The organism is Lacinutrix sp. WUR7 (assembly GCF_016864015.1).
Classification (GTDB): Bacteria; Bacteroidota; Bacteroidia; order Flavobacteriales; family Flavobacteriaceae; genus Oceanihabitans.
In genome coordinates, this window is the sequence record NZ_CP045067.1 from 1,360,949 (window position 1) to 1,384,448 (window position 23,500).

Sequence of the window (23,500 nt, forward strand, 5' to 3'; positions counted from 1 at the left end):
TTTAATTATTCAACATCTTATAGGCTTCTTCAATATACAGCGAGATATCATTTGTATACGCTCCAATTCCTGCATCCGGAGATTTTCGGTGTCCTAAACGGACAATAATAACATTGTCTTCTGGTTGCACAATTACATATTGTCCAAGGTGCCCACGCATCATGAAAAAGTCTTTTCCGTTTTGGTTTTTAAGCCACCATCCATAACCATATTCTGGACTAGCAGGAAAACGAGGTTTTAAAGATTTTGCTACAAAAGTAGAATCTAGTATCTGTTTTCCATTCCATTTTCCATGGTCTTTGTATAGTTTTCCAAAACGCGCAAAGTCTTTCGCATTACTTGCAATACAGCAATATGCTTTTACCAAATCATGATCTTCACTGTCTACTTGCCAAAGCGTAGCGTTTTCACTTCCTAAAGGTTTCCAGAAACTTTCGGTTAAGTACGTATATAATTTTTTTCCAGTAGCCTTTTCTATTACCATGGCAAGCATTTGCGTGTCGCCACTTGCGTATTTAAAAGCCTTTCCAGGAGCTGTAACTACTTTTAAACCATTCATAACTTTCGCTAAGTCGTCATCAAAATACGCACGTGTGGTAATCGATAATGGCGAATAGTACGCTTCGTCCCAATTGGTTCCAGATGCCATACTACTTAAATCGCCAACCGTCATTTTTGCTGCTTCACCATCGCAAAATTCAGGTAGGAAATCGCAAACAGGTTGGTCTAAACTTTTAATATAACCGTCTTTAATTGCTTTTCCCATTAAGCCAGAAACATAGCTTTTTGCCATAGAAAAGGAATTGGATTTAGAGTCTTTATTGTAACCATCATAATAGTTTTCAAACCAAACGCTATCGTTTTTAATAATTACGTATGCGATAGTTCCCCAGTCTTTATTCGCTTTTTGTAAAGATTCTGTTTCTGTTACCGTATTATAGTTTTTATGGTTTGGCCAAGGTTGAGGTGTGCCGTTTTCTATAACTTGGTTATCAAATCTTTTATAATCATCTAAAAAAGCTGTGGTATAACCGCGCATATAAATAGTACGAACCGCCTTTATTAGATAATCGGTATCTGTGATGTATAGAACAGCAACAGTTAAACCTATTACGATAACTAAGAATTTAAATATTTTTTTTAAAAATTTCATAATGCTTTACAGTTTATAAATATAGAATATTTTCTCTAAAAAAAGAAATGTGAGTTATTATTAAAAAAGGGTGTGTTGTTTATACGGACTTTCGTGTTCTAGTAGCCATTGTTTTCGTTGTAATCCTCCTGCATAACCTGTTAGACTTCCATCACTGCCAATTACACGATGGCATGGCACGATAATCCAAAGTGGATTTTTACCATTGACATTTGCAACTGCTCGGATGGCCTTTACGTCTCCAAGTTGTTGGGATAGCTTAAGGTATGAGGTGGTTTTACCATAAGGAATGTTGCGTAATTCTTGCCAAACACGTTTTTGAAAATCGGTGCCTTCTGCGTTTATTTTAAAATGGAATTGTTTGCGTTCCCCTTTAAAATATTCTTGTAGCTGTATGACACAGTCCTCTAGTACTTGCGGAATGATATCGGTTACTTTTTCTTCAGATTCCAGCTTTCGCTGTAATGATAGCTTATCTGTTTCTTCTTCGAAGCGTTCTATATGATTTAAAACGGTTACGGATGCAATACCATCAATATCACCCATTATTTTGGTGAAACCTAAAGGGGTTTTGATAATGCATTCTTCCATGGTTATTCTGTGCTGTTATCTTCTATGATACCTAGTTTCTTTGCACGTGCTTCCCAGCTTTTTCTTGCAAGACTTTGTAGATCGCTTACGTTATCGCTTTCGTCCATAATCTCCATACCTAAAAGGGTTTCTATTACGTCTTCCATGGTTACAATACCACTTACGCTACCATATTCATCTACCACTAAAGCCATGTGATTTCTGGTTTCTACTAGTTTTTCAAATAGCGTCGGTATTGGTAAGTTTCTTTCTACAATGATAATGTCTCTTTTTAATTCGACTAACTTTTTAGAGCCATTACCTAAAGCCATTTCTTTAAATATTTCGTCTTTTAGAACAAGTCCTTTTATGTTGTCTTCTGTTTCAGAATATACCGGAATTCTAGAAAAACGAAGGTTCATATTTCTATTAAAAAAATCTTCGACTGTAGTTTCTTCGTTTTCCGATTGCATCACTGTACGTGGTGTCATTACGTTTTTAGCAAATACTTCTTTAAAGGTTAAAAGGTTTTTAATGATTTTACTTTCATTTCCTTCAAAAACACCTTCTTCATGTGCCATGTCTGCCATAACTAAGAAACCTTCTCGGCTTAAAACGCTTCCGTGTCCTTTACCTCCAATTAGTTTTGTGGTTAGTTGTAAAACCCATAAGATCCCTGTCCATTTTAAAGGAAAAATTAATACAAGTAAAGCCTTAGATGTAAAGTTTGCTAAGCTTTTCCAGTAGGTAGCACCTATGGTTTTAGGGATGATTTCTGAAGCTACTAATATTAATAAAGTCATTATTGCAGAAACAACACCAACGGTATTAATACCAAAAAATTCTAATTTATAAGGTAGTTTTTCTGCTTGAATACCAACCATCATAGCTCCTAAAGTATGTGCAATGGTGTTCAATGTTAGTATAGCAATAAGAGGTTTGTCTACATCTTTTTTTAGCGTTTCAAGTGTAGTTGCATACTCTTTTCCTTCTTGTTTTTTTACATTTATAAATGTTGGAGTCACACTTAAAAGTACCGCTTCTAGTATAGAACATAGAAACGAAAAGAAAATAGAGATTGTTGCCCAAAGAATTAGTGCAGTCATAAAGGATTTGTTTTTGGCTAATTTACAAAATACTATCTATAATAATCAACTTCAAGAGAATAGGTTCTTTAGCCTTTTTAAATTAGGGCTTAAACTAAATTTATTTGTGTAATTTATTGTTAATATATACATGAATTTTTGTTTTATTTCTATAAAAGTTTTTCTATAATATTTTTACCTTAAAACAGTGCAAATCTAACATCTAGTATTAAATAGAATAAAGGTAATCATTTGAATAATAGATTGCTAAATAGTGTTATGTTGATTTTTTTTGTAAATTAGTTACCTAATATACCTTTTATTGGGTATGGTATTCTTTCCCTATAGTTCTTAGTTTAGTAGCGTGATTTTATTAATAGAAATACTTATAATCTTTAATCTAAAAGTGATTAAGTTTTTCGGAATATTTAATTATGAATATGGAAACATTTAATACTGAGTTTGATATTAGTCCAATACAAATTATTGTTGAACCTTCTAGTGATGCTCTTTTGGATGGATCAGGAAAAGTGAGATTATCTATTTATCACGAAGATGCGCCAAGAAAATGGAGAAAAGTAGATGTAATAGATCAAGGTTCTAATATTTTTAATGCTAGCACAGATAAATCACGATTAATTAAAAGACCAATTCTAAAGATTAGAACCAATTTTATTGTGGATGATTTAGCTTTAAAAGAACAAATTGCAAAAACTACTACAATTACCTATAAATTAGATGATGAAAATTTTGAATCTAGTTTTGATATAAATGAAGACGAATATGATTTAGGAAGAACAACAGACGAAACTTTTAGTATTACGAAAAGAATACAAGTATTATTTAACTAATTTTAAATAGAATCAAAATGTTAAAAATAAAATTAATAATAATACTTTTTTTAATCAGTTCTTTACTATTTGCACAAGAAGAAGCATCTATTAACGATTTTAATTTTGAAAGTGTTACAAATCCTGCGTTTACACTTATCGGTGAATCACCTTCAGAAATCAATACGCCAAGCAATTTAAAAAGTCTAGCATTATACTTATCTAATGGTTTTTCCAATACAAATATTGCATTAGAAACAAATCCTTATTGGTTAATCGATTTTGAAGATAAACGTTCATATCAAAAATTTAGAGGAATTAAAATGAAACAAAATGGCGAAACATATATAGATCCTTTTATAGGATGGAAAACAAACTCATCTTTTTCTTTAGCATACATTAATAAAAAATTTGAGGGAGCTGAAGATGAAAAGAAAACAATTGCTATAGGGTATAGAACAACAATGCTAAAACTATATAATAAAGTTAGAATAGAAAAAATTAAAACAGCAATTAGTATAGTTGATAAAGGCGTAACCAAATCAATAAATATTTTATTTGAAGATTATTTTAACCAAGAGGGTATTAATAATCCAGGTACTGGAAGTTGTAACGATATTGAGAATAATACCGATTTAAAAAATGAGTTTAATACTATAGCTAGTGATTTTTTGGATAGAATTTTTGAAGAACAAGATCCTGATGATCCAGATGAAATAGCAGAACGAGGAAAATTAATTTTTGGAGATAAAAAACGAGAAGAAATAAGAGAGGAAAGTATTGTTTCTGAGTATTTTAAAGAGCGGTGCGAAAATATTTCTAGTTTTGTTAATAACCCCAAAACCATTAAACCAATACTACGTTTAGATGGAGCATTGGCTTATAGTTTTTTGTTTGAAGAAAATAAATCTGGTTCTGCAACAGCTAGCCGTTTTGGAAGTTGGATAACTGCGGATGTAGCATTGCAATTAACTAATAATAATTATTTACACATTTATGGCATTGCAAAATATATCGATGATGGTTTTAGTCTTACGGATGAAGGGCTTTATTTTACAGAAAATTTTTGGGATTATGGTGGTAAGTTAGAGTTAGAACTTAATAAATTTACATTAGCTTATGAATACTTAAAACGAACAGGTAATTATGATAAATACAGGTCTGTTGGAAATATTACATACCAATTATCTGAAAAAATGAGTATTACAGGAGGCTTTGGTAAAGACTTTCCAATAGATGAAAACCTAGTTACTATTTTAGGTGTTAATTGGGGTTTAAACCTTGGCGAAAAATCATTTTTACCAGAATAAGTCTAATTTGCGCTTACAATAACTTCACAACATCTTTAGCAACCCTTCGACTACGCTCAGGATGATAAAAATTCGTTTTGTTTGTAGATTTTCTAATCATTTAAAATTTTGACAACATCCTTTGCAAAGTAGCTAGCAATGATATCTGCACCAGCACGTTTAATAGCTGTGATTTGTTCCATCATAACCGCATCATGGTCTAACCAACCTTTTTCTGCAGCTGCTTTAAGCATTGCGTATTCACCAGAAACTTGATATACGGCAACAGGAACATCTACTTCATTTTTAATTTCACGGACAATATCCAAATAGCATAAACCAGGTTTTACCATAACGATATCTGCACCTTCGTCAATATCCATTTCGGTTTCACGTATCGCTTCAAAACGATTTGCATAATCCATTTGATACGATTTTTTGTCCTTCGGAATATCTTGTGCATCTACAGGAGCAGAGTCTAAAGCATCGCGAAAAGGACCATAAAAAGCAGAAGCATATTTAGCAGAATAACTCATGATTCCGGCATCTGCATAGCCTTCATCTTCAAAGGCTTCACGGATAGATAAAATACGACCATCCATCATATCGCTTGGTGCTACAAAATCGGCTCCAGCTTCTATATGAGAAACACTCATTTCGGTTAATACGTCTACACTTTCATCGTTAATAACTTTACCATCTTCAATAATACCATCGTGACCATAAATAGAATATGGATCTAGTGCTACATCTGTCATTACTAACATCTGCGGACAAGCATTCTTAACCGTTTTTATAGCGCGTTGCATTAATCCGTTAGGATTTACTGCTTCCGTACCTTTATTGTCTTTTAAATTGTCTGGTACTTTTACAAATAGTAACACCGATTTTAAACCTAGTTTCCAAAGCTCTTTTACTTCGGCTTGTAGTAAATCTAAACTGTAACGATAGTAATTTGGCATCGATGCAATTTCTTCCTTAATACCTTTTCCTTCCACTACAAAAAGTGGTACTAAAAAATCGTTTGGTGAAATGATGGTTTCTCTAACTAAGCTTCTAATCGCTTCGTTGGTTCTTAATCTTCTATTTCTTTTAATTGGATACATATTATATTAGTTTTTGGCATAACCTAAGTAATACCATTTGTTATTTTCTTTTATAAAAGCAGATTTTTCATGAATCACATCTACTTTGCTGTTTTCATAAAAATAGGCGTTAAAGGTTACTGTACCTTCTTTATCCTTTTCTAAACCTTTGGTAGTTTCTTCTATTTCTAGTTTTATCCACGCTACAGATTTTGCCCATTTTACAATCGCTTTTTTTTCGGATGTTGGTCTTGTAGAGCTATGATGCGTTTCCATTAAGTAATCGCCATTTGCTAATACAAATGCACTATATCTGGAACGCATAAGTTGTTGTGCTGTTTCTGTTTTTCCATTATTTAAATGAAAGACTTCACAGCAGGATTTGTAAGTTTTGTTATTTCCGCAGTAGCAATTCATTTTAAGCCCAATCTATAGGATTTTGTAAAATTTCAATTAAACGTTCTTCTTCACTACCAGCTTCTGGATGATGGTCATAAACCCATTGTACGTGTGGAGGAAGACTCATTAAAATACTTTCGATTCTTCCGTTTGTTTTTAATCCGAAAAGCGTTCCCTTATCATGCACTAAATTGAATTCCACATAACGACCACGACGAATTTCTTGCCAATCGCGTTGTGCTTTCGTATAGTCTAAATCTTTTCTTTTTTCCGCAATAGGAACATAGGCTTCTAGGAAACTATCGCCAACTTCGGTAACAAAATCATGCCAGTTTTGCATACTCATTTCTTCGGAAGCTTTACAGTAATCGAAGAATAAACCGCCAATACCACGACCTTCATTTCGGTGTGCATTATAGAAATATTCGTCACAACGTGCTTTATATTTTGTATAAAATTCTGGATTGTGCTTGTCGCAAGCCGTTTTGCAAGTCTGATGAAAGTGTTTCGCATCCTCATCAAACAAATAATAAGGCGTTAGATCTTGTCCGCCACCAAACCATTGGTCTACAATATTTCCTTCTTTATCATACATTTCAAAATAACGCCAATTCGCGTGTACCGTTGGAACCATTGGGTTTTTAGGATGCAATACCAAGCTCAATCCGCAAGCAAAAAAATCGGCATCTTCTACACCAAAATATTTTTGCATAGAATCTGGTAATTTACCGTGAACTCCAGAAATATTAACGCCTCCTTTTTCAAAAACGTTTCCGTTTTCTATTACTCTGGTTCTTCCGCCACCACCTTCAGGACGTTCCCAGATGTCTTCTTGAAAGGTTGCTTTACCATCCACTTTTTCTAGGCCAGCTGTAATAGTGTCTTGTAATTGATGTATGTATTTGAAAAATGTATCTTTCATTGACGACCTAGCAGGTCTAGAATCGTCATGATCCATATTAAAATCGTTGGAATTATTATTATTATTATTATTATTATTATTATGTGTTTCCATAAAGTTATTTAAATCATTAAAAAGGGCAATGATATATGGTTTTTTGTGACTAATTAACGTCACGTCTTTAGATAAAAATGATTTATAAGATGAAAACTCGTAAGTTTTAAAATCTTTAATCATATTATGATTTTCAGGATTCTTATGAATATATAAAATGAGTTGCTTTAAATAATCTTCATTATTAATTAGTTTCCTTTTAAAAGGTCTTTCCAGCAAAGCTCCAGTTCTAGAGTTTTGCTTATTAAATGCTTTAGTATAAGCATTAAATAAATTTGAAAATGCTTGGTTAACAACTTTGTTTTCCGAAGTCACTTCAATAGCAAAATGAAAATGGTTGTTTAATAGGCAATAAGCCAGGACATTAACTTTTGGACTTAAATGTTTAGTTACTAATTTTAGAAAATAAGTCATGTTCTCTTCATCGTGAAAAATAGTTTCACTATTTATTCCTCGATTATAAACATGGTAGTAATTTTCTTTTTTTAGTAATTCCATTGTTTTTTATTATTATAAGTTATAGACCTGCTAGGTTTGTTGTGATTTAGACCTACAAGGTTTTTAAAACCTCGCAGGTCTAACTTTATATTTATTCTATGGAAACCAGTCGGGTTTTCAAAACCTGCTAGGTTTGTATAATTCGTATAACTCCATGTCTAACGGGTTTTCATTAGTTGGAGTGAATTCGTTCTCTAATGTTTTTTGCCAAACAAAACCATTGTTTAAAGCGACGTTTACACTCGGTAAATTGTCTTTATGTGCAATGATTTGAAGTGTTTTTATGTCTAAATGATTAAATGCGTATTCGGATAATAGTTTTACGGCATTCGTAATTAGTTTTTTTCCTTTAAAAGGATAGCCAATGCAATAGGCAAATTCCCCTTGTTTTATTGTATGATCTAGTTCTTTAATATAGATTATTCCTACTAATTCTCTAGTTTCGGAATGTTTTAAAGTGAATAGATATTCTTCTTTCTTCTCCAATTGTTTGACTTTCTTTTCCGTAAACAGTTTGGCTAAAGTTGGTGTTGCATTTTCGGCTAAAGTACCTGGGAAATAGCGTTTAAACCGATCTTTATTGGAGACCATGAAATCGCAAAGCTTCCAAGCATCTCCGCTATGGATAGGATTTATTTCGAAGTCGTCAAAATATAAAGTCATTAGTTTAAAGTTTCTGTTTCTGGTTTTAATAGTTGTACTGTACTTATAGAAGCGGCAGTAACACTAAGAGGTAAAACCAAAATTACACCAATTACTGGAATTAATAAAAAGAGCATAAAAACGATTCCATTTCCTATAGCGATGCCTCGGTTTTTTCTAATAAACGATATGCTTTCGCGATAATTAAAGTGTCTTTCTAACGTGTAGTCCATATTACCAAAACCTGCGTAATATGCTTGTAATAAAAACAATAAAACGGTGGAGAATATATTGACTATAGGAATAAACTTAAGCAGTAATAACGGAATGGTAAACAAAAGTTCTTTTCCTAGGTTTCGAATATTGATACGAATTCCTCGCCATAACTGTTCTTTAAAAGAAGTTTTACGATGGGTGTGGTTTGCTATTCCTGTTAAGTGTGCTTCAATTTTCTCGGAAACCGGACTCATAAATGGCGCAGAAAGTGCCATGATAATGTGTTTGTAAATGATTAATCCAATGGCTAGAACTGCAATTCCTCCAATAACTGTAGAAATAGAGGTGAAGGTTTCTTTTCCCCATTCCCAAAACCAAATTTTTGCAATGAAATCACCAACATTATCCGATAAACCATAAGCGGTAATACCTATTATGGTTGCGGTTACTAAGCTGATAATTATTGGTATGAAAAAGAATTTCCAAAGTTTTAATTTAGAAATTAATGCGAAACTGTTTGCGTATGCTTTTAAGCCTTTTAGTATGTTTTTAACCATAGTCCTTATTTTAAAACCAAGCCTTGCGTTAGCGATTGAAGCATTTGTTGAAGCTCTTTTTTTGCTATTAAAAGCAAATAAAAAGCGACTGCGGAAAGCGCGACCTACTTTTTTATAACTATAAGTAGTAATTAGCAACTAGATGTTACTGAAAAAAGTAGGTAACGCCCAAATTATTTTATGCTTTATACTCTTTTACTGCATCAATAAAAGCTTTGGCATTTTCTAACGGAATGTTTGGTAAAATACCATGACCTAGATTTACAATGTACTTGTCTTTACCAAATTCGTTAATCATTTGGTGTACCATTTTCTTGATTTCTGCAGGAGGCGAAAATAAACGTGTCGGATCAAAATTACCTTGCAGTGTAATGTTTCCGCCAGTTAAATAACGTGCGTTTCTTGCCGAACATGTCCAGTCTACACCTAAAGCTGCAGCGCCAGATTTTGCCATTTCACCAAGAGCAAACCAACATCCTTTACCAAATGCGATCACCGGAGTTTCGTCTTTTAAAGCATCGATAATTTGTTGGATATATTGCCAAGAAAATTCTTGATAATCTACTGGAGAAAGCATGCCTCCCCAAGAATCGAATACTTGAACCGCATTAACACCTGCTTTTACTTTTTCTTTTAAGTACGCAATGGTTGTATCTGTAATTTTTTGTAATAATTGATGTGCAGCAACCGGATTGGTAAAGCAAAATTCTTTGGCTTTGTCAAAGTTTTTACTTCCTTGTCCTTGTACACAATAGCAAAGGATGGTCCATGGGGAACCTGCAAAACCAATTAATGGAATATCATCGTTTAGTTTTTCCTTAGTCATTTTAATGGCATCGTAAACGTAGCTTAAGCTTTCTTTTACGTCGGGAACGATTACCGTATCGACATCTTTTTGTGAGCGAATAGGGTTTGGTAAATAAGGCCCAAAGTTTGGTTTCATTTGTACCTCAATATTCATGGCTTGTGGAATTACTAAAATATCACAGAATAAAATGGCAGCATCCATTCCGAATCTACGGATAGGTTGTACTGTGATTTCACTTGCTAATTCTGGTGTCTGACATCGTGTAAAGAAATCGTACTTTGCCTTTATCTCCATGAATTCTGGAAGATAACGACCTGCTTGACGCATCATCCAAACTGGTGGACGTTCTACTATTTCTCCTTTTAATGCTCTTAAAAATAAATCGTTTTTTATCATGCTCACATTCCGCGAAATCGGAAATCTTTTTAATTCAACGTAACTTTAGTTTAAATAGGTCTCGACTGCGCTCGACCAGACAGCGTTTTGTCTCCTCGAGCGCAGTCGAGAGGTTTTAAATATAATGCTCATTCACTAATTGGATCACACTTTCTACAGTAGGAACCTTAGCTATTCGTATATCTTTAAAATGTTTTTTAGCCTCTTGCGCAGTAGTTTCTCCAATACAAAAGGCAATCATATTATCTGAAACGTTATTTTCTTGCTTAAAACTTTGTACTGTGGATGGACTATAAAATAGAACAGCTTCTACAGTATCGTCTAGTTTTACGGCATCTAATTTCGTTTGGTATGCTTCAATTTCGTTTACCGTAATATTGTTTTCTTCTAAAATAGTAGGAAGTGCATCTAAACGTAAATCGCTACAGAAATAAGTAACTTCGGTTCCTTCTATATATTCAACTAAGTATTCGGCAAGCTTTTTAGCATTTGGTTCTGTATGTTTCACTTCACCAATACGTTTTTCTACTAAACGTTTTGTTCTACGTCCGACACAGTAAATGTTTTGGAATTGTAACTCGACAGCAGAAAAGTTTTGAAGTAATGCTTCAACTGCATTTTTACTTGTAATCACCACATTTTGGATAGGATTTCTAACCACTTGTGGTTTTAATCTATTGGTGCTTATTTTTACAAAATCGGAACTTTCTACACCAAGATTTTCGTTTACTAATAAACGTTGGTCTTCGGTAAAGGATTTTGTAGAATATACGGTAGTTGGTTTGCTAGATTCTTGTATGGCATCCATTAAACGTTTTCCACCTTTTTCTATAACATAGTCTGCACACCATGCTGCCATATCATGGTGTTCTCCTAATTTTTTTACACGTTGTACGGTTATTTTTTTACTTCCGTTAGGACTTAATAAAATACCATCAAAGTGTATTTCTTCTTCTTTTATGTAGCATAATGCACCAATTGGTGCAGAACATCCACCTTCTAAACGATTTAAAAATTCACGCTCAATTTGCGTACACGTTTGTGTTTCTTCGTCATTAATTTCGTTTAAAATAGCTCTTGTTTCTTCATCTTCTTCCAATGCAACAACAACGATAGCTCCTTGTCCAGCTGCTGGAATCATCCATTCTAAATTCACAGCGGTTTCTGGGCGTAATTCTAAACGACCAATTCCTGCTGCTGCAAAAATGGCTGCATCAAAATGTTCTGTCTCCTCTAGTTTTTGTAAACGCGTATTTACATTACCACGAATATCTTCGATAGTATGTGTTGGGTAACGGTTTAACCATTGTGCTTTTCTACGTAAACTGCTTGTTGCAATTACGGCTTCGCGTGCACCTAAAAACTCTTCTGTTGTTTTGTAAACCAAAGTGTCACGTACGTTACCACGTTTTAAAACAGCGGCTTGGACAATGCCTTTTGGTAAAAGCGTTGGTACATCTTTTAAAGAGTGAACTGCAATATCTATATCACCATTTAGCATCGCAATATCTAGGGTTTTAGTGAAAATTCCAGTTATTCCTAATTCGTATAATGGTTTGTTTAGTTGTAAATCTCCTGTAGATTTTACAGGAACTAATACTACGTTGTGACCAAGATGTTCTAATTGGCTTTTTACTATTTTTGCTTGGTATAGTGCAAGTTCGCTATCGCGAGTACCAATTCTAATTGTTTTAGACATTTGTTGAGGATGTTTCTAATTGAAACACTTTTTTTATGAGTTCTAGACTTTCGTCTGTAGATATAGCATCATCTTTTAAGTGATGCGCAAAATGATTTGTTATTTTTTGAATAATATTATTGCTAATTAATTCGGCTTGTTCTTCGTTAAAATTATTCATTTTTTTACGTTGCGTATCTAATTCTGCAACTTTAAAATCATTTAATTTTAGCTTTAAAGCTTTAATAGTTGGTGCAAACTTTCTAGTTTCTAACCAAGCATTAAATTCTGTCTTAACTTCTTCAATAATTATTTCTGCAAGTGGAATGTCTAGCTTGCGATTTTCTAAGGTGTCATCTGTTATTTTAGATAAATGATCGAGATGTACTAAAGTGATATTTTCTAATTCGTTTACGTTTTCGTTTACGTTTTTAGGTATCGATAAATCTAGAATTAGAAGTGGTTTTTTATTTTGTATAATATGTTTGTCCACCGTTGGCATTTGCGCACCAGTGGCAACAATTAAAATATCAGAAGTTTGAATTTCTTCTTGTAAATTACTGTAATCCTTAACCACAAGGTTGAATTTTCCAGCAATAGCTTCCGCTTTATCTTTGGTTCTATTAATTAAAGTAATTTGTTCGTTTTGGGAATGTTTTACTAAATTTTCGCAAGTATTTCTACCGATTTTTCCTGTTCCGAAAAGTAGAATGTTTTTTTGCGAAATGTTTTCCACTTCATTTAAAATATACTGTACCGAAGCATAGGAAACAGAAGTTGCTCCTGTTGAAATGCTTGTTTCGGTTTTAATACGTTTACTTGCTTGAATAACCGCATTTACTAAACGCTCTGAAAAATGATTTAATAAACCTTCTTTTTTAGATTGGGAAGCAGCGTGTTTTAACTGACCAATAATTTCGAAATCTCCTAAAATCTGACTGTCTAATCCAGATCCTACACGAAACATGTGCGAAATAGCATCTTTGTTTTTTAAGACAAATGCTACTTTTTGAAATTCTTCGACAGTACCTTTTGTGTTGTCACAAAGTAATTTTATAAGTTGAAAAGGATGTTGTGCGAATCCGTAAATTTCAGTTCGGTTACATGTAGATGTTACCACAAGGCTTTCTACACCTTCTTGTTTTGCTTGTTCTAATAAGTTTATTTTAGATTGTGCGTCTAAACTAAAATGCCCACGTATTTCGGCATCCGCTTTTTTGTAGCTTAGACCAATTGCGTAAAATGAATTGCCTTTAGAAATATTGTATTGCTCCATTACCTGATTTGGATGTTACCGGACAAAAATAGAACGCTTATGCGGATAAAAGTAACGCTAAAAGAACTTTTAGTGTCGTTTGTGGTTTTTTAGTACTATTTTTAAATAATATATGATAAATATCATACTTTTGCAGTAATAGCAACCCTTTTTGATGCTATTGTTTAGAACTATTCTAAATAAGAATTTTAAAATGAAAGAGAATACTACTTTAAAAAATGTCGCTAGAGGTACTTTTAATGAAACAGAAGTAGATGATGGTTTTTTTGTGCTAAGCTACCAAAATGAAAGTCAATTAGTTGAAACGCTGGAGCGAGAGATTGATAGTAGTTTTATTCAGTTTCATTTTTGTATTAAAGGTGCCGCTGCTTTTTTGTTTAATAAAGGAAGTTATACCTTAAATATTCAAGACGAAACTTCTTTGCTTTTGTATAATCCGCAACGCGATTTACCCATTCATTTACAGGTAGATGCTAATACTTGGTTGGTTTCCCTTTTGATTTCGATTAAAAAATTTCATGGTTTATTTAGTCAGGAAGCAGATTATATCACATTTTTAAGCGATGATAATAAGGATAAAAAATATTACAAAGACGGGAAAATTAGCCCTTCCATGTCTATTGTATTAAATCAATTAATACATTATAACTTAAACCAATCTATTAAAAACCTATATTTTAAAGGAAAGGCTTACGAGCTTTTAAGCTTGTATTTTAATAGAAATGAAGATGCAAATGTAGAGCAATGTCCGTTTTTGGTAGATGAAACCAATGTGATTAAAATACGAAAAGCAAAAGATATTATGATATCTAGAATGGCTGAACCACCAAGTTTGCAAGAGTTAGCAGATGAGATTTCTTTAAGTTTAAAAAAGCTTAAAGAAGGATTTAAGCAAATCTATGGGGATTCTGTTTTTAGCTTTTTGTTAGACTATAAAATGGAAGTAGCCAGAAAACTATTAGAATCTGGCGATCATAATGTAAACGAAGTCGGACTAAAAGTAGGATACAGCACGTCTAGTCATTTTATTGCTGCTTTTAAGAAGAAGTACGGAACGACTCCGAAAAAATATATACAATCTATAAACTAAAACAGTTTTCGCTTTCGCGGAAAAATATAATATATGAGTAAAGGAATATTATTAGTAAATCTAGGTTCTCCCGAAAGTCCAGAACCTAAAGACGTTAAAAAGTATTTAGGAGAATTCTTAATGGATGAACGTGTTATCGATATACCTGTTTTAGCAAGAACAGCTTTAGTGAAAGGTATTATTTTAAACACAAGACCAAAAGCATCTGCAGCAGCCTATAAAAAGATATGGTGGGAAGAAGGTTCACCACTTATTGTACTTTCAGAAAGACTTCAAAAGAAATTACAAAAGGAGACAGAAATGCCTGTTGCTTTGGCCATGCGTTACGGAACGATGACCATGAAAAAAGGGATTCAAGAATTGATAGATAAAGGTGTAGATGAAGTTTTACTTTTTCCTTTATATCCGCAATTTGCTATGGCAACTACAGAAACAATTACTGTTTTAGCCGAAAAACTGCGTCAAAAGTTTTTTCCGAATATAAAAATAGAATCTGTTCCTGCATTTTACAACAAGCCAGATTATATTGAGGTGTTATCCAATAGTATTGCAAGGCATTTAGAAGATAAAAACTATGATCATGTTTTGTTTTCTTATCATGGTGTTCCAGAAAGACATATTAGAAAAAGTGATATTACAAAATCGCATTGTAAAATAGACGGTAGTTGTTGTGTAACACCAAGCAAAGCACACGAGTTTTGTTATAGACATCAATGTTTAGAAGTGACTCGTTTGGTCGCAGAGAAATTAAGGTTTAAAGAAGGTGCTTTTTCTACTTCGTTTCAATCTAGATTAGGATTTGATCCTTGGTTGCAACCTTATACCGATAGAACTATTGAGCGTTTAGGAAAACAAGGCGTAAAAAATATGGCTATTGTAACTCCAGCTTTTGTAAGCGATTGTTTAGAAACTTTAGAAGAGATTGCGATGGAAGGTCAAGAGATTTTTCATGAAATGGGAGGAAAAGATTTTACAACCGTTCCTTGTTTAAATGATGATGATGCATGGGTTTCTTTACTTGCTAAATGGGTAAATGGTTGGTCTGAAAAAGGAGTTTTATCGTAATATAACTATGGAGTATTACAACTACATAAAATCGCTACATCTCATTTTTGTAATCACTTGGTTTGCCGGATTATTTTATATTCCTAGACTATTTGTGTATCAAATTGAAGCATTTCATAAACCTTCTCCAGACAAAGAGATTCTTGGGAAACAGTTGAAGTTAATGGCAAAGCGTTTATGGAATATCATTACCTGGCCATCTGCAATTTTGGCTACAGGATTTGCAATTTGGTTACTCATTTTACAACCCATTTGGTTACAACAACCTTGGATGCATGTAAAATTAGGATTTGTGATTTTACTGATTATTTATCATTTAAAAACGCATCAGTTTTATAAACAATTGCAAAACGATGTGGTTAAAAAAACATCCAACTTTATGCGTTTATGGAACGAAGGAGCCACCTTTATTTTATTTGCTGTAGTGTTTCTTGTAATACTTAAAAGTGCTTTTAATTGGATTTTTGGTGTACTAGGTATTTTTATTCTTGGCGTATTACTCATGTTAGGTTTTAAAGTTTATAAAAATATACGTAACAAGAATCCGGACGCATAACTAAAATTCCAAAACCCAAAATATGGAATTAGGAAATTGTTGTTATTGCGATGTGGTCAAAGTGTTTTTGGTGTGATTATTGTTATATTTAGACAATTACAAATACTAATTTAAGATACCTGTTTATGCAGGCCTTTCTATGAAATTAAAAAAACTGTCTTTACGAGTTCGTATCTTTATTGCCATGATTTTTTTGGTGCTTTTAGCCTCTATTTTAATTACAGGAGTTGCTGTTTATCAAAATAAGGAAGAAACTAAAGACTACCATGAGCAAAGATTAGAACGTAAAGAAGCCAACATAAAAAGGCATATTGATTTTGTAATTCAAGAAACTTCTTTTGAAGTTAAAACAGAGAAACTTCCTTTTATTTTTAAAGAAGAAATTTATAAAATTGCCTCTGTACATGATTTGCCAATAAATTTATATGATTTAGATGGTCAGCTTTTAAAATCTTCGATAGCAACTTTAACGCAAGACTCTCTTCAAACTTGCTTAAATGCGGAAGTTTTAAATGCGTTGGCTAATACTGTAGAGCATAGATTTGTTCAAAAACGAAAAGTAAATGGTGAAACGTATCAATCTTCCTTTACCTATATAAAAGATCAAAAATCAAAACCAATTGCTATTTTAAATTTGCCATTATTAGAGAATGATGATTTTTTAGCAAAAGAATTGAATGAGTTTTTAGAACGAATAGCTTTTGCTTATTTGTTTATGTTGTTAATGGCAATTGCTTTGGCTTATGTGTTATCAAAATATATAACCAAATCATTGAATACCATTAGTGATAAAATTAACAGAACAAGGTTAGAAAGAAGAAATCAAAAAATTGAAATTGATTCTGCCACTGTTGAAATTGCAGCACTTGTAAAATCGTACAATAGTATGATTGATGAGTTGGAGGAAAGTGCTGTGCAATTAGCTACTAGTGAACGAGAACAAGCTTGGCGAGAAATGGCGAAACAAGTAGCACACGAAATTAAAAATCCGTTAACTCCAATGCGATTGACAGTACAGAGTTTTCAGCGTAAGTTTGATCCTACCGATGAAAATATACACCAAAAATTAGACGAATACAGCAAGACCTTAATTCAGCAAATTGATACTATGAGTTCTATTGCTTCTGCATTTTCTAACTTTGCAAAAATGCCGGCTCAGAAAAACGAAATGCTAAACGTGGTAGAAGTTGTAGATCTTTCTTTAGATATATTTAATGAAGACTATATCACGTTTTCTTCCAATAGAGAAGAAATTATTGCTAATTTTGATAGAACACAACTTATTAGAGTGGTTACTAATTTAATTAAAAATGGTATTCAGGCAATTCCTAAAGATAAAACACCAGAAATTGTGGTGAAAGTGTTGGAAGAAAATAAGATGATTAAAATAACGGTTTCTGATAATGGTATAGGGATTTCGGACGAGAATAAATCTAAAATATTTGAACCAAAGTTTACCACAAAAACCAGTGGCATGGGATTAGGTTTAGCGATGGTTAAAAATATTATGGAAACTTATAACGGAAGCATTACCTTTACATCACAATTAGGAATTGGAACCACTTTTACGGTAACTTTTCCAAAAGAATAACTAATTTGTAATTCCTGCGTAGGCAAGGAGTTTAAACTAAAAATAATATTATGTCATACAAAAACATACTATCTACAACCCAAAATGGAATAACAACAATAACCATTAATCGACCTACTAAACTTAATGCGTTAAACAAGGAAACTATTCAAGAACTTCACGAAGGTTTTAAAGCTGCTAATAAAGATAAAAACACCAAGGTTATTATTGTAACCGGAAGTGGTGAGAAAGCATTTGTTGCTGGAGCAGATATTAGTGAGTTTGCAAATTTTAGTGTAGATAATGGAGGGAAACTTGCAGCAAAAGGACAAGAATTATTATTCGATTTTGTTGAGAAATTAGAAACGCCAGTGATAGCAGCTGTTAATGGTTTTGCGCTTGGTGGCGGATTAGAATTAGCTATGGCTTGCCATTTTAGAGTTGCAAGTGATAATGCTAAAATGGGATTACCAGAAGTTTCTCTTGGTGTAATTCCTGGTTATGGAGGTACACAACGTTTGCCGCAATTAGTTGGTAAAGGTCGTGCTATGGAAATGGTAATGACAGCGGGAATGATTGATTCAGAGACCGCAAAAAATTACGGATTAGTAAACCATATAACCACACAAGAAGAGTTGTTACCATTGGCTGAAAAAATAGCAGGTAAAATTATGCGTAATTCAACGGTTGCAATTGCCAAAGCAATCAAAGCAATTAATGCTAATTATAAAGATGGTAAAAATGGGTATAAAGTAGAAATTAAGCAATTTGGAAAATGCTTTGGAACCGAAGATTTTATAGAAGGAACTACAGCCTTTTTAGAAAAAAGAAAAGCAAATTTTCCAGGTAAATAAACGATATATTTAATAAAAACATATATGAGGAAACTACTTATTACAAGTATAATTTTATTTACAAGTATTTTAACTTTTGGACAAAATGAATTTGACAATATTATTGAAGGACCTGTCTTTAAAGATCAAACAAATTGGACACAAATAGTTTCTTCTGAAGATGATGGAAATGGTGGTCTTGTAATTGTAAGAACATTTCATGTGCACTCTAGATCAAATGCGGAAGCCTACTATATAGAGCATTATGATAGTGATTTGAAATTAACTAATAGAGTGAAAATAGATAATGCTTCAAGCAATATTGTTATAGATAATGGTGTAATTAATATGATTATGTTTGGTTTGGATGAAGCAACAAATGCATATGAGTTTAATTTATTATCATCTACTATTGAATCCATGAAGTTTGAAAAGAAGCATTTATGCTCATCAGGGAAAGATCAAAAATTATCTATGTCTTTGTACGCTTCATCTAAAACATATGATCCTAATTCTTTTGGAACCGTATATTTCTCTGAAAACAAAAACTATAGTGCTTTGATTTTTGATATTAAAAATGAAGAAGAAGCAACACATAAAGTTTTTGTTTTTAATAAGAAATTCGAACAAGTAAAGGAGTACACATTCAAGAAAAACATTCCAGATGTATTTTTTGATTTTCAAAGTGTTAATGTAGATGACACAGACGGTTCCATTCTTTTATTAGGTAAAGTTTTTGAAAACAATACTAGAAAATTAATAATAGACGATAAAGTAAACTATCATTATGAACTCTTTAAGCTAACTAATAATGGACAAGAAAAAGTAGATTTACAAACAAACAATAACTTTGTTAAATCTTTAGTGCCAGTTAGAAAAGGGAATAATTTATCTTATGTTGGTTTTTATGGAAAAGACAAGGAAGAAAAATCAAATGGAGTATGTAGGTTTGATATAAATATTAAAAATCTAAGTATAGAAAAAAGTAGTTTTGCTCAATTTTCAGATGATTTTATTATTGAAAAACTTGGTAAAAAATCGGATAAAGGGCTTAAAGATTTGAATATTAATGCTGGTTACATGCAAGATAATGGTAATATTATTTTAGCTGCAGAAGAACAACTAGATAAATATGGTCAGCATACAGGAATAACTTATCTCTATGATGATATTATTTCAATAAAAATGAACAATAATGGTGAATTAACTTGGGCTAAAAATATAATTAAAGAGCAGGCGGATACTTATTTTGATGTTGCTAATACTGTACATGCATCCTATGGTTCTGTATTTAAGAATGACAAACTATATTACTTTTTTAATGCTTCTCCAAAAATAAAAGAATCTAAAAATGGCGTGGTTGAATTTGGGGAATTCAAAAGAGATAAATCTGCTATCTATTGTGTTATTTTAGATGAAAACGGAAAGTCAAATTATAAAAAAATATACGAAGACAAAGATTTAGACATTCTATTTCATACAGAAGACAATATTATAGATGCTGAAGGAAACATAATTATTTTTGGTGATTCTGGGGAACAAAAAAGATTTCTTAAAATAAAAATCTAAATTTTTACAGAGTAACAAAAGTATTTTAAACAAAAAAAGCGAGCATTTATGCTCGCTTTTTTTTGTGTTGATATTATATAATCTAACTAGAACTGTATATAATCAATAAATGTTCTTCCTTCGGTTTTTGTAACAATCTTATATGTTCCTTTTAGTTTTTCATCTAGACTTAATATTCTGCCTATATTCTTAGCATCGTTATTAATAGTTTCCGAATAAATTAAATTGAAGTCGTCACCATTTAGGTCTTCATAATAGACTTTAATGTCTAACGGTTTTTGGTCTAAAGATAATTTAGTGATGTAAATTTTATTCTTTTTATTTCTAATATAAGGTTTGAATATGGTAAGTTCTTTTTCTTTTTTAAATATAACGATGTTATTAGAAACATGAAAAGGAATTATTACGATTTTTATAGCTTTGTTTAATTCAAAAAAGTAATCTCCATTTGGCAATTCCGTTAAATCAAATCCTTTGGTGTAATCACCAGAATTTTGAATGGACTCATTATAGAGAATAATTCCTTGAGTATTCTTAATTAGAAGTTTGTCTCCTTTTTTAACATCGTTTAATGTTAAAGTAGTTCTTTTTGCATTCTTTAAATCGCTTAAAGGTGCATTTGCATTTGCTAGTAAAGCAGTAAATAATACTATTATTGCTAAGGTGTTTTTTATTAATTTTTTCATAATCTTATAGGTTTAATGATTATATAGATAAAGGTATATGGAAAGGCGTGTTTAAAAAACAGCTATTTTTGCGACTATGTGTGTTATTTTAACACTAACGAATTAATAAACAATAAGTTAGTTTTTTTTATTTAGTTGTTGATTTAGCACCTATTAATCTTCTTTTGTTTTTACTTATATGCATCATATATTAAAAGTGCTGGGAGTTTTAAATCCTAATGTAAACAGAAAGTCTATAAACAAAAAAAGCGAGCATAAATGCTCGCTTTTTTTTGCGTTGATATTATATAATCTAACTAAAACTGTATATAATCAACAAATGTTCTTCCTTCGGTTTTTGTAACAACCTTATATGTTCCTTCTAGTTTTTCGTCTAAGTTTAATACTCTACCAATATTTTTAGCATCGTTATTAATAGTTTCCGAATAAATTAAATTGAAGTCGTCACCTTCAAAGTTTTCATAATAAACCTTAATATCTAATGGTTTTTGGTTTAAAGATAGTTTTGAGATGTATACCTTGTTTTCTATGCTTTTAATAGAAGGCTTAAAAATGGTAGACTCTTTTCCGCTTTTGTAAGCAACTAAACTATTAGAAACGTGAAAAGGAATTATATTAATTTCAGAGTCTTTGTTCAATTCAAAATAGTAATCCCCTTTTGGTAATTCGGTTAAATCAAAGCCTTTAATATAGTTGCCAGAAGTTTTAATTTTTTCTTTGTAAATAACTACATTATAATTATTCTTAATTCTTAGTATATCTCCTTGTTTAACATTGTCTAATGTTAAAGTTGTTTTTCTTGCATCGTTTAAATTGTTTAAAGGTGCATTTGCATTTGCTAGTAAAGCAGTAAATAATGCTACTATTACTAAAGTGTTTTTCATTAATTTTTTCATAATCTTTTGGGTTTAATGATTATGTGGACAAAGGTATAATCAATGACGAGTTTAAAAAGCATCTATATTTGCAACTATATATGTTATTTTACCCTGATTACTTAACACGAAAACGTTATATGTTAAAATAACATATAATAGTGGTAAATTAACACACGTTTCCATATTAATTATTTGTAATTTTGCTACTATATTTAATACCCAGAAAAATTTTGCAATTAAAACCTACTTTTAAAAAAATAACTCCAGATTTTGGTAGCTCTATTACTGCTATTCAGAAAACTAAAAAGCGTAAAAGAAGTGAAGCTTTTTGGCATTTTCACCCAGAGTTAGAATTGGTATACGTTAATAAAGGAAAGGGGAGAAGACATATTGGTAATCATCTTTCTTATTTTAATAATAGTCAATTAATTTTAATAGGACCTAATTTACCGCATAATGGATTTACAGATCGTTTAACTTCTAAAGGAAAAGAAACATTGGTGCAATTTCATCCGGAGTTTTTGGGAGACCTTTTTAATAAGTTGCCAGAAATGAAAAATATTTCGCAGTTAATAGAACGTTCTAAAAAGGGAATTTTATTTAAAAGAGAAATAAAAGAAATTATTGGTCCAAAAATAGAGAAGTTGCCAAAGTACGAAGGTATAAAACGTGTGACTAAGCTATTAGAGATACTGGAGCAATTGGCATTGAGCACAGACTATGTTTTGCTTAATGAAAACGGGTACATGTTTGAAACCCAACCACAAGACAGTAGTAAAATTGATAAAATTTTTAAATACGTTAATAAAAACTATCAGCAACATATTACTTTAGATGAAATTGCTAACTATGTAAATTTGACGGTTCCAGCGTTTTGTAGGTATTTTAAAAAAGTAACCGGAAAAACATTTACGCAGTTTGTTAATGAGTGTCGTATTTTCTACGCAACAAAACTATTAACAGAAAGCCAAAGTAGTATAACAGATATTTGTTTTGAATGTGGTTTTAATAACTTTTCACACTTTAATAAAGTGTTTAATGAGGTTATTGGTAAAAGTGCCTCTAAGTATAGAAATGAAATGCGATTAATCATTCAATAGGAATTACTTTTCACCATTCCATTCGGCATAAAATTGCGCTAAAAAACCTTCCATATAATGATGTCTTTCTTGTGCAATTTCCTTTCCTGTTTTAGTATTCATTTTATCTTTTAACAAGAGTAGTTTTTCATAAAAATGATTAATAGTTGGCGCAGTAGATTTTTTATATTCTTCTTTACTCATGTTTAAATTAGGAGCAATTTCGGGATTATAAAGTGCTCTGTTTTTAAATCCGCCATAATTAAAACAACGGGCAATACCAATAGCTCCAATAGCATCTAATCTATCGGCGTCTTGTACTACTTCTAATTCTTTAGAAGTGAAAGCTAAAGCACCATCTAAAGATTTATTAAAAGACATATTAGCAATAATGTTTACTACGTGTTCTATAATTTCAGAGGACACATTTTCTTTAAATAAAAATTCACGAGCTATCCTTGGACCAACAGTATCATCGCCATCATGAAACTTGCTATCTGCAATATCATGTAAAAGAGCAGCTAATGCAACTACCAATACCTCTACATTTTCGCCTTTTGCAATAAGTAACGCATTATTATATACACGTTCAATATGAAACCAATCATGACCACCTTCGGCATTTTTAAGGGTTTCTTTTACAAAACCCTTAGTAGATTCAATGATAGTATGCATGT

At 31.8% G+C, this 23,500-nt stretch carries 23 protein-coding genes; 9 read left to right on the forward strand and 14 right to left on the reverse strand.

The genetic code is table 11. The features are described 5' to 3' along the window. Nucleotide 1: 1 nt before the first annotated feature. The 3 genes from FG167_RS05970 to FG167_RS05980 are packed head-to-tail and all read right to left on the reverse strand — an operon-like array spanning nt 2 to nt 2,829. A complete protein-coding gene (locus FG167_RS05970; protein ID WP_203460500.1) occupies nt 2–1,153 on the reverse strand; it encodes a serine hydrolase in 1,152 nt (383 codons plus the stop codon). Nucleotides 1,154–1,213: 60 nt separating this feature from the next. Next, on the reverse strand, nt 1,214–1,744 hold the full coding sequence (locus FG167_RS05975; protein WP_203460501.1) for a methylated-DNA--[protein]-cysteine S-methyltransferase: 531 nt from the start codon (nt 1,742–1,744) through the stop codon (nt 1,214–1,216). Between the two features lie 2 nt (nt 1,745–1,746). After that, nucleotides 1,747–2,829: a CNNM domain-containing protein gene (locus FG167_RS05980; protein WP_203460502.1), complete on the reverse strand. Its 1,083-nt coding sequence runs from the start codon at nt 2,827–2,829 to the stop codon at nt 1,747–1,749. Between the two features lie 419 nt (nt 2,830–3,248). Here FG167_RS05980 and FG167_RS05985 point away from each other — a divergent pair, with 419 nt between their 5' ends. Continuing rightward, nucleotides 3,249–3,659 carry a hypothetical protein gene (locus FG167_RS05985; protein WP_203460503.1) on the forward strand — a complete coding sequence of 137 codons (411 nt, stop codon included), beginning with the start codon at nt 3,249–3,251 and terminating at the stop codon, nt 3,657–3,659. A gap of 17 nt (nt 3,660–3,676) precedes the next feature. Next, on the forward strand, nt 3,677–4,948 hold the full coding sequence (locus FG167_RS05990; RefSeq protein ID WP_203460504.1) for a hypothetical protein: 1,272 nt from the start codon (nt 3,677–3,679) through the stop codon (nt 4,946–4,948). A gap of 92 nt (nt 4,949–5,040) precedes the next feature. Here FG167_RS05990 and hemB read toward each other — a convergent pair whose 3' ends face one another. From hemB to hemA, 8 genes are all read right to left on the reverse strand, one after another. Continuing rightward, entirely contained in the window at nt 5,041–6,033 is a 993-nt protein-coding gene (hemB, locus tag FG167_RS05995; RefSeq protein WP_203460505.1) for a porphobilinogen synthase, read from the reverse strand. 6 nt (nt 6,034–6,039) lie between these two features. Continuing rightward, nucleotides 6,040–6,429: a YchJ family protein gene (locus FG167_RS06000; protein WP_203460506.1), complete on the reverse strand. Its 390-nt coding sequence runs from the start codon at nt 6,427–6,429 to the stop codon at nt 6,040–6,042. 1 nt (nt 6,430) lies between these two features. Beyond that, a complete protein-coding gene (gene hemF / locus FG167_RS06005; RefSeq protein WP_203461064.1) occupies nt 6,431–7,333 on the reverse strand; it encodes an oxygen-dependent coproporphyrinogen oxidase in 903 nt (300 codons plus the stop codon). Nucleotides 7,334–8,041: 708 nt separating this feature from the next. Beyond that, on the reverse strand, nt 8,042–8,587 hold the full coding sequence (locus tag FG167_RS06010) for a GNAT family N-acetyltransferase (RefSeq protein WP_203460507.1): 546 nt from the start codon (nt 8,585–8,587) through the stop codon (nt 8,042–8,044). Next, nucleotides 8,587–9,339, reverse strand: coding sequence for an EI24 domain-containing protein (locus FG167_RS06015; RefSeq protein WP_203460508.1), 753 nt, complete (start codon nt 9,337–9,339; stop codon nt 8,587–8,589). Before FG167_RS06015 ends, FG167_RS06010 begins: the two co-directional genes overlap by 1 nt. Before the next feature lie 178 nt (nt 9,340–9,517). Beyond that, nucleotides 9,518–10,543, reverse strand: a complete 1,026-nt coding sequence (gene hemE / locus FG167_RS06020) for a uroporphyrinogen decarboxylase (RefSeq protein ID WP_203460509.1) — start codon at nt 10,541–10,543, stop codon at nt 9,518–9,520. 115 nt (nt 10,544–10,658) lie between these two features. Continuing rightward, complete coding sequence (gene hemC, locus FG167_RS06025; protein WP_203460510.1) at nt 10,659–12,242, reverse strand: hydroxymethylbilane synthase; 1,584 nt, start codon at nt 12,240–12,242, stop codon at nt 10,659–10,661. Continuing rightward, nucleotides 12,235–13,497, reverse strand: a complete 1,263-nt coding sequence (gene hemA, locus FG167_RS06030) for a glutamyl-tRNA reductase (protein ID WP_203460511.1) — start codon at nt 13,495–13,497, stop codon at nt 12,235–12,237. Before hemA ends, hemC begins: the two co-directional genes overlap by 8 nt. Nucleotides 13,498–13,690: 193 nt before the next feature. Between hemA and FG167_RS06035 the strand changes: the two genes are divergently transcribed. The 6 genes from FG167_RS06035 to FG167_RS06060 all read left to right on the forward strand — a co-directional run bounded on the left by FG167_RS06035 (nt 13,691) and on the right by FG167_RS06060 (nt 20,180). After that, on the forward strand, nt 13,691–14,587 hold the full coding sequence (locus tag FG167_RS06035; RefSeq protein ID WP_203460512.1) for a helix-turn-helix transcriptional regulator: 897 nt from the start codon (nt 13,691–13,693) through the stop codon (nt 14,585–14,587). 33 nt (nt 14,588–14,620) lie between these two features. Beyond that, the gene (gene hemH / locus FG167_RS06040; RefSeq protein ID WP_203460513.1) at nt 14,621–15,652 is read left to right on the forward strand and encodes a ferrochelatase; all 1,032 of its coding nucleotides are present in this window, start codon (nt 14,621–14,623) and stop codon (nt 15,650–15,652) included. 7 nt (nt 15,653–15,659) lie between these two features. Then, on the forward strand, nt 15,660–16,208 hold the full coding sequence (locus FG167_RS06045; RefSeq protein ID WP_203460514.1) for a CopD family protein: 549 nt from the start codon (nt 15,660–15,662) through the stop codon (nt 16,206–16,208). 139 nt (nt 16,209–16,347) lie between these two features. Continuing rightward, entirely contained in the window at nt 16,348–17,799 is a 1,452-nt protein-coding gene (locus tag FG167_RS06050) for a HAMP domain-containing sensor histidine kinase (RefSeq protein ID WP_203460515.1), read from the forward strand. A gap of 50 nt (nt 17,800–17,849) precedes the next feature. Further along, on the forward strand, nt 17,850–18,632 hold the full coding sequence (locus tag FG167_RS06055) for an enoyl-CoA hydratase/isomerase family protein (protein WP_203460516.1): 783 nt from the start codon (nt 17,850–17,852) through the stop codon (nt 18,630–18,632). 24 nt (nt 18,633–18,656) lie between these two features. Next, nucleotides 18,657–20,180 (forward strand): hypothetical protein, encoded by a 1,524-nt coding sequence (locus FG167_RS06060; protein WP_203460517.1) that lies wholly within the window; start codon nt 18,657–18,659, stop codon nt 20,178–20,180. 86 nt (nt 20,181–20,266) lie between these two features. On the opposite strand, the gene FG167_RS06065 is transcribed toward FG167_RS06060, so the two are convergent. Together FG167_RS06065 and FG167_RS06070 are read right to left on the reverse strand one after the other, a co-directional pair. Continuing rightward, nucleotides 20,267–20,866, reverse strand: coding sequence for a hypothetical protein (locus FG167_RS06065; RefSeq protein ID WP_203460518.1), 600 nt, complete (start codon nt 20,864–20,866; stop codon nt 20,267–20,269). A 296-nt stretch (nt 20,867–21,162) separates the two neighbouring features. Then, nucleotides 21,163–21,762 (reverse strand): hypothetical protein, encoded by a 600-nt coding sequence (locus FG167_RS06070; protein ID WP_203460519.1) that lies wholly within the window; start codon nt 21,760–21,762, stop codon nt 21,163–21,165. Between the two features lie 209 nt (nt 21,763–21,971). Here FG167_RS06070 and FG167_RS06075 point away from each other — a divergent pair, with 209 nt between their 5' ends. Beyond that, nucleotides 21,972–22,844: an AraC family transcriptional regulator gene (locus FG167_RS06075; RefSeq protein WP_203461065.1), complete on the forward strand. Its 873-nt coding sequence runs from the start codon at nt 21,972–21,974 to the stop codon at nt 22,842–22,844. Between the two features lie 3 nt (nt 22,845–22,847). On the opposite strand, the gene FG167_RS06080 is transcribed toward FG167_RS06075, so the two are convergent. Next, nucleotides 22,848–23,498, reverse strand: coding sequence for an HD domain-containing protein (locus tag FG167_RS06080; RefSeq protein WP_203460520.1), 651 nt, complete (start codon nt 23,496–23,498; stop codon nt 22,848–22,850). Between the last annotated feature and the right edge of the window lie 2 nt (nt 23,499–23,500).

What these genes read in the sequence shown, in the direction of transcription:
- FG167_RS05970 (WP_203460500.1), bottom strand. Translation starts at nt 1,153, where the DNA reads ATGAAATTTTTAAAAAAAATATTTAAATTCTTAGTTATCGTAATAGGT.
- FG167_RS05975 (WP_203460501.1), bottom strand. Translation starts at nt 1,744, where the DNA reads ATGGAAGAATGCATTATCAAAACCCCTTTAGGTTTCACCAAAATAATG.
- FG167_RS05980 (WP_203460502.1), bottom strand. Translation starts at nt 2,829, where the DNA reads ATGACTGCACTAATTCTTTGGGCAACAATCTCTATTTTCTTTTCGTTT.
- FG167_RS05985 (WP_203460503.1), top strand. Translation starts at nt 3,249, where the DNA reads ATGGAAACATTTAATACTGAGTTTGATATTAGTCCAATACAAATTATT.
- FG167_RS05990 (WP_203460504.1), top strand. Translation starts at nt 3,677, where the DNA reads ATGTTAAAAATAAAATTAATAATAATACTTTTTTTAATCAGTTCTTTA.
- hemB (WP_203460505.1), bottom strand. Translation starts at nt 6,033, where the DNA reads ATGTATCCAATTAAAAGAAATAGAAGATTAAGAACCAACGAAGCGATT.
- FG167_RS06000 (WP_203460506.1), bottom strand. Translation starts at nt 6,429, where the DNA reads ATGAATTGCTACTGCGGAAATAACAAAACTTACAAATCCTGCTGTGAA.
- hemF (WP_203461064.1), bottom strand. Translation starts at nt 7,333, where the DNA reads ATGAAAGATACATTTTTCAAATACATACATCAATTACAAGACACTATT.
- FG167_RS06010 (WP_203460507.1), bottom strand. Translation starts at nt 8,587, where the DNA reads ATGACTTTATATTTTGACGACTTCGAAATAAATCCTATCCATAGCGGA.
- FG167_RS06015 (WP_203460508.1), bottom strand. Translation starts at nt 9,339, where the DNA reads ATGGTTAAAAACATACTAAAAGGCTTAAAAGCATACGCAAACAGTTTC.
- hemE (WP_203460509.1), bottom strand. Translation starts at nt 10,543, where the DNA reads ATGATAAAAAACGATTTATTTTTAAGAGCATTAAAAGGAGAAATAGTA.
- hemC (WP_203460510.1), bottom strand. Translation starts at nt 12,242, where the DNA reads ATGTCTAAAACAATTAGAATTGGTACTCGCGATAGCGAACTTGCACTA.
- hemA (WP_203460511.1), bottom strand. Translation starts at nt 13,497, where the DNA reads ATGGAGCAATACAATATTTCTAAAGGCAATTCATTTTACGCAATTGGT.
- FG167_RS06035 (WP_203460512.1), top strand. Translation starts at nt 13,691, where the DNA reads ATGAAAGAGAATACTACTTTAAAAAATGTCGCTAGAGGTACTTTTAAT.
- hemH (WP_203460513.1), top strand. Translation starts at nt 14,621, where the DNA reads ATGAGTAAAGGAATATTATTAGTAAATCTAGGTTCTCCCGAAAGTCCA.
- FG167_RS06045 (WP_203460514.1), top strand. Translation starts at nt 15,660, where the DNA reads ATGGAGTATTACAACTACATAAAATCGCTACATCTCATTTTTGTAATC.
- FG167_RS06050 (WP_203460515.1), top strand. Translation starts at nt 16,348, where the DNA reads ATGAAATTAAAAAAACTGTCTTTACGAGTTCGTATCTTTATTGCCATG.
- FG167_RS06055 (WP_203460516.1), top strand. Translation starts at nt 17,850, where the DNA reads ATGTCATACAAAAACATACTATCTACAACCCAAAATGGAATAACAACA.
- FG167_RS06060 (WP_203460517.1), top strand. Translation starts at nt 18,657, where the DNA reads ATGAGGAAACTACTTATTACAAGTATAATTTTATTTACAAGTATTTTA.
- FG167_RS06065 (WP_203460518.1), bottom strand. Translation starts at nt 20,866, where the DNA reads ATGAAAAAATTAATAAAAAACACCTTAGCAATAATAGTATTATTTACT.
- FG167_RS06070 (WP_203460519.1), bottom strand. Translation starts at nt 21,762, where the DNA reads ATGAAAAAATTAATGAAAAACACTTTAGTAATAGTAGCATTATTTACT.
- FG167_RS06080 (WP_203460520.1), bottom strand. Translation starts at nt 23,498, where the DNA reads ATGCATACTATCATTGAATCTACTAAGGGTTTTGTAAAAGAAACCCTT.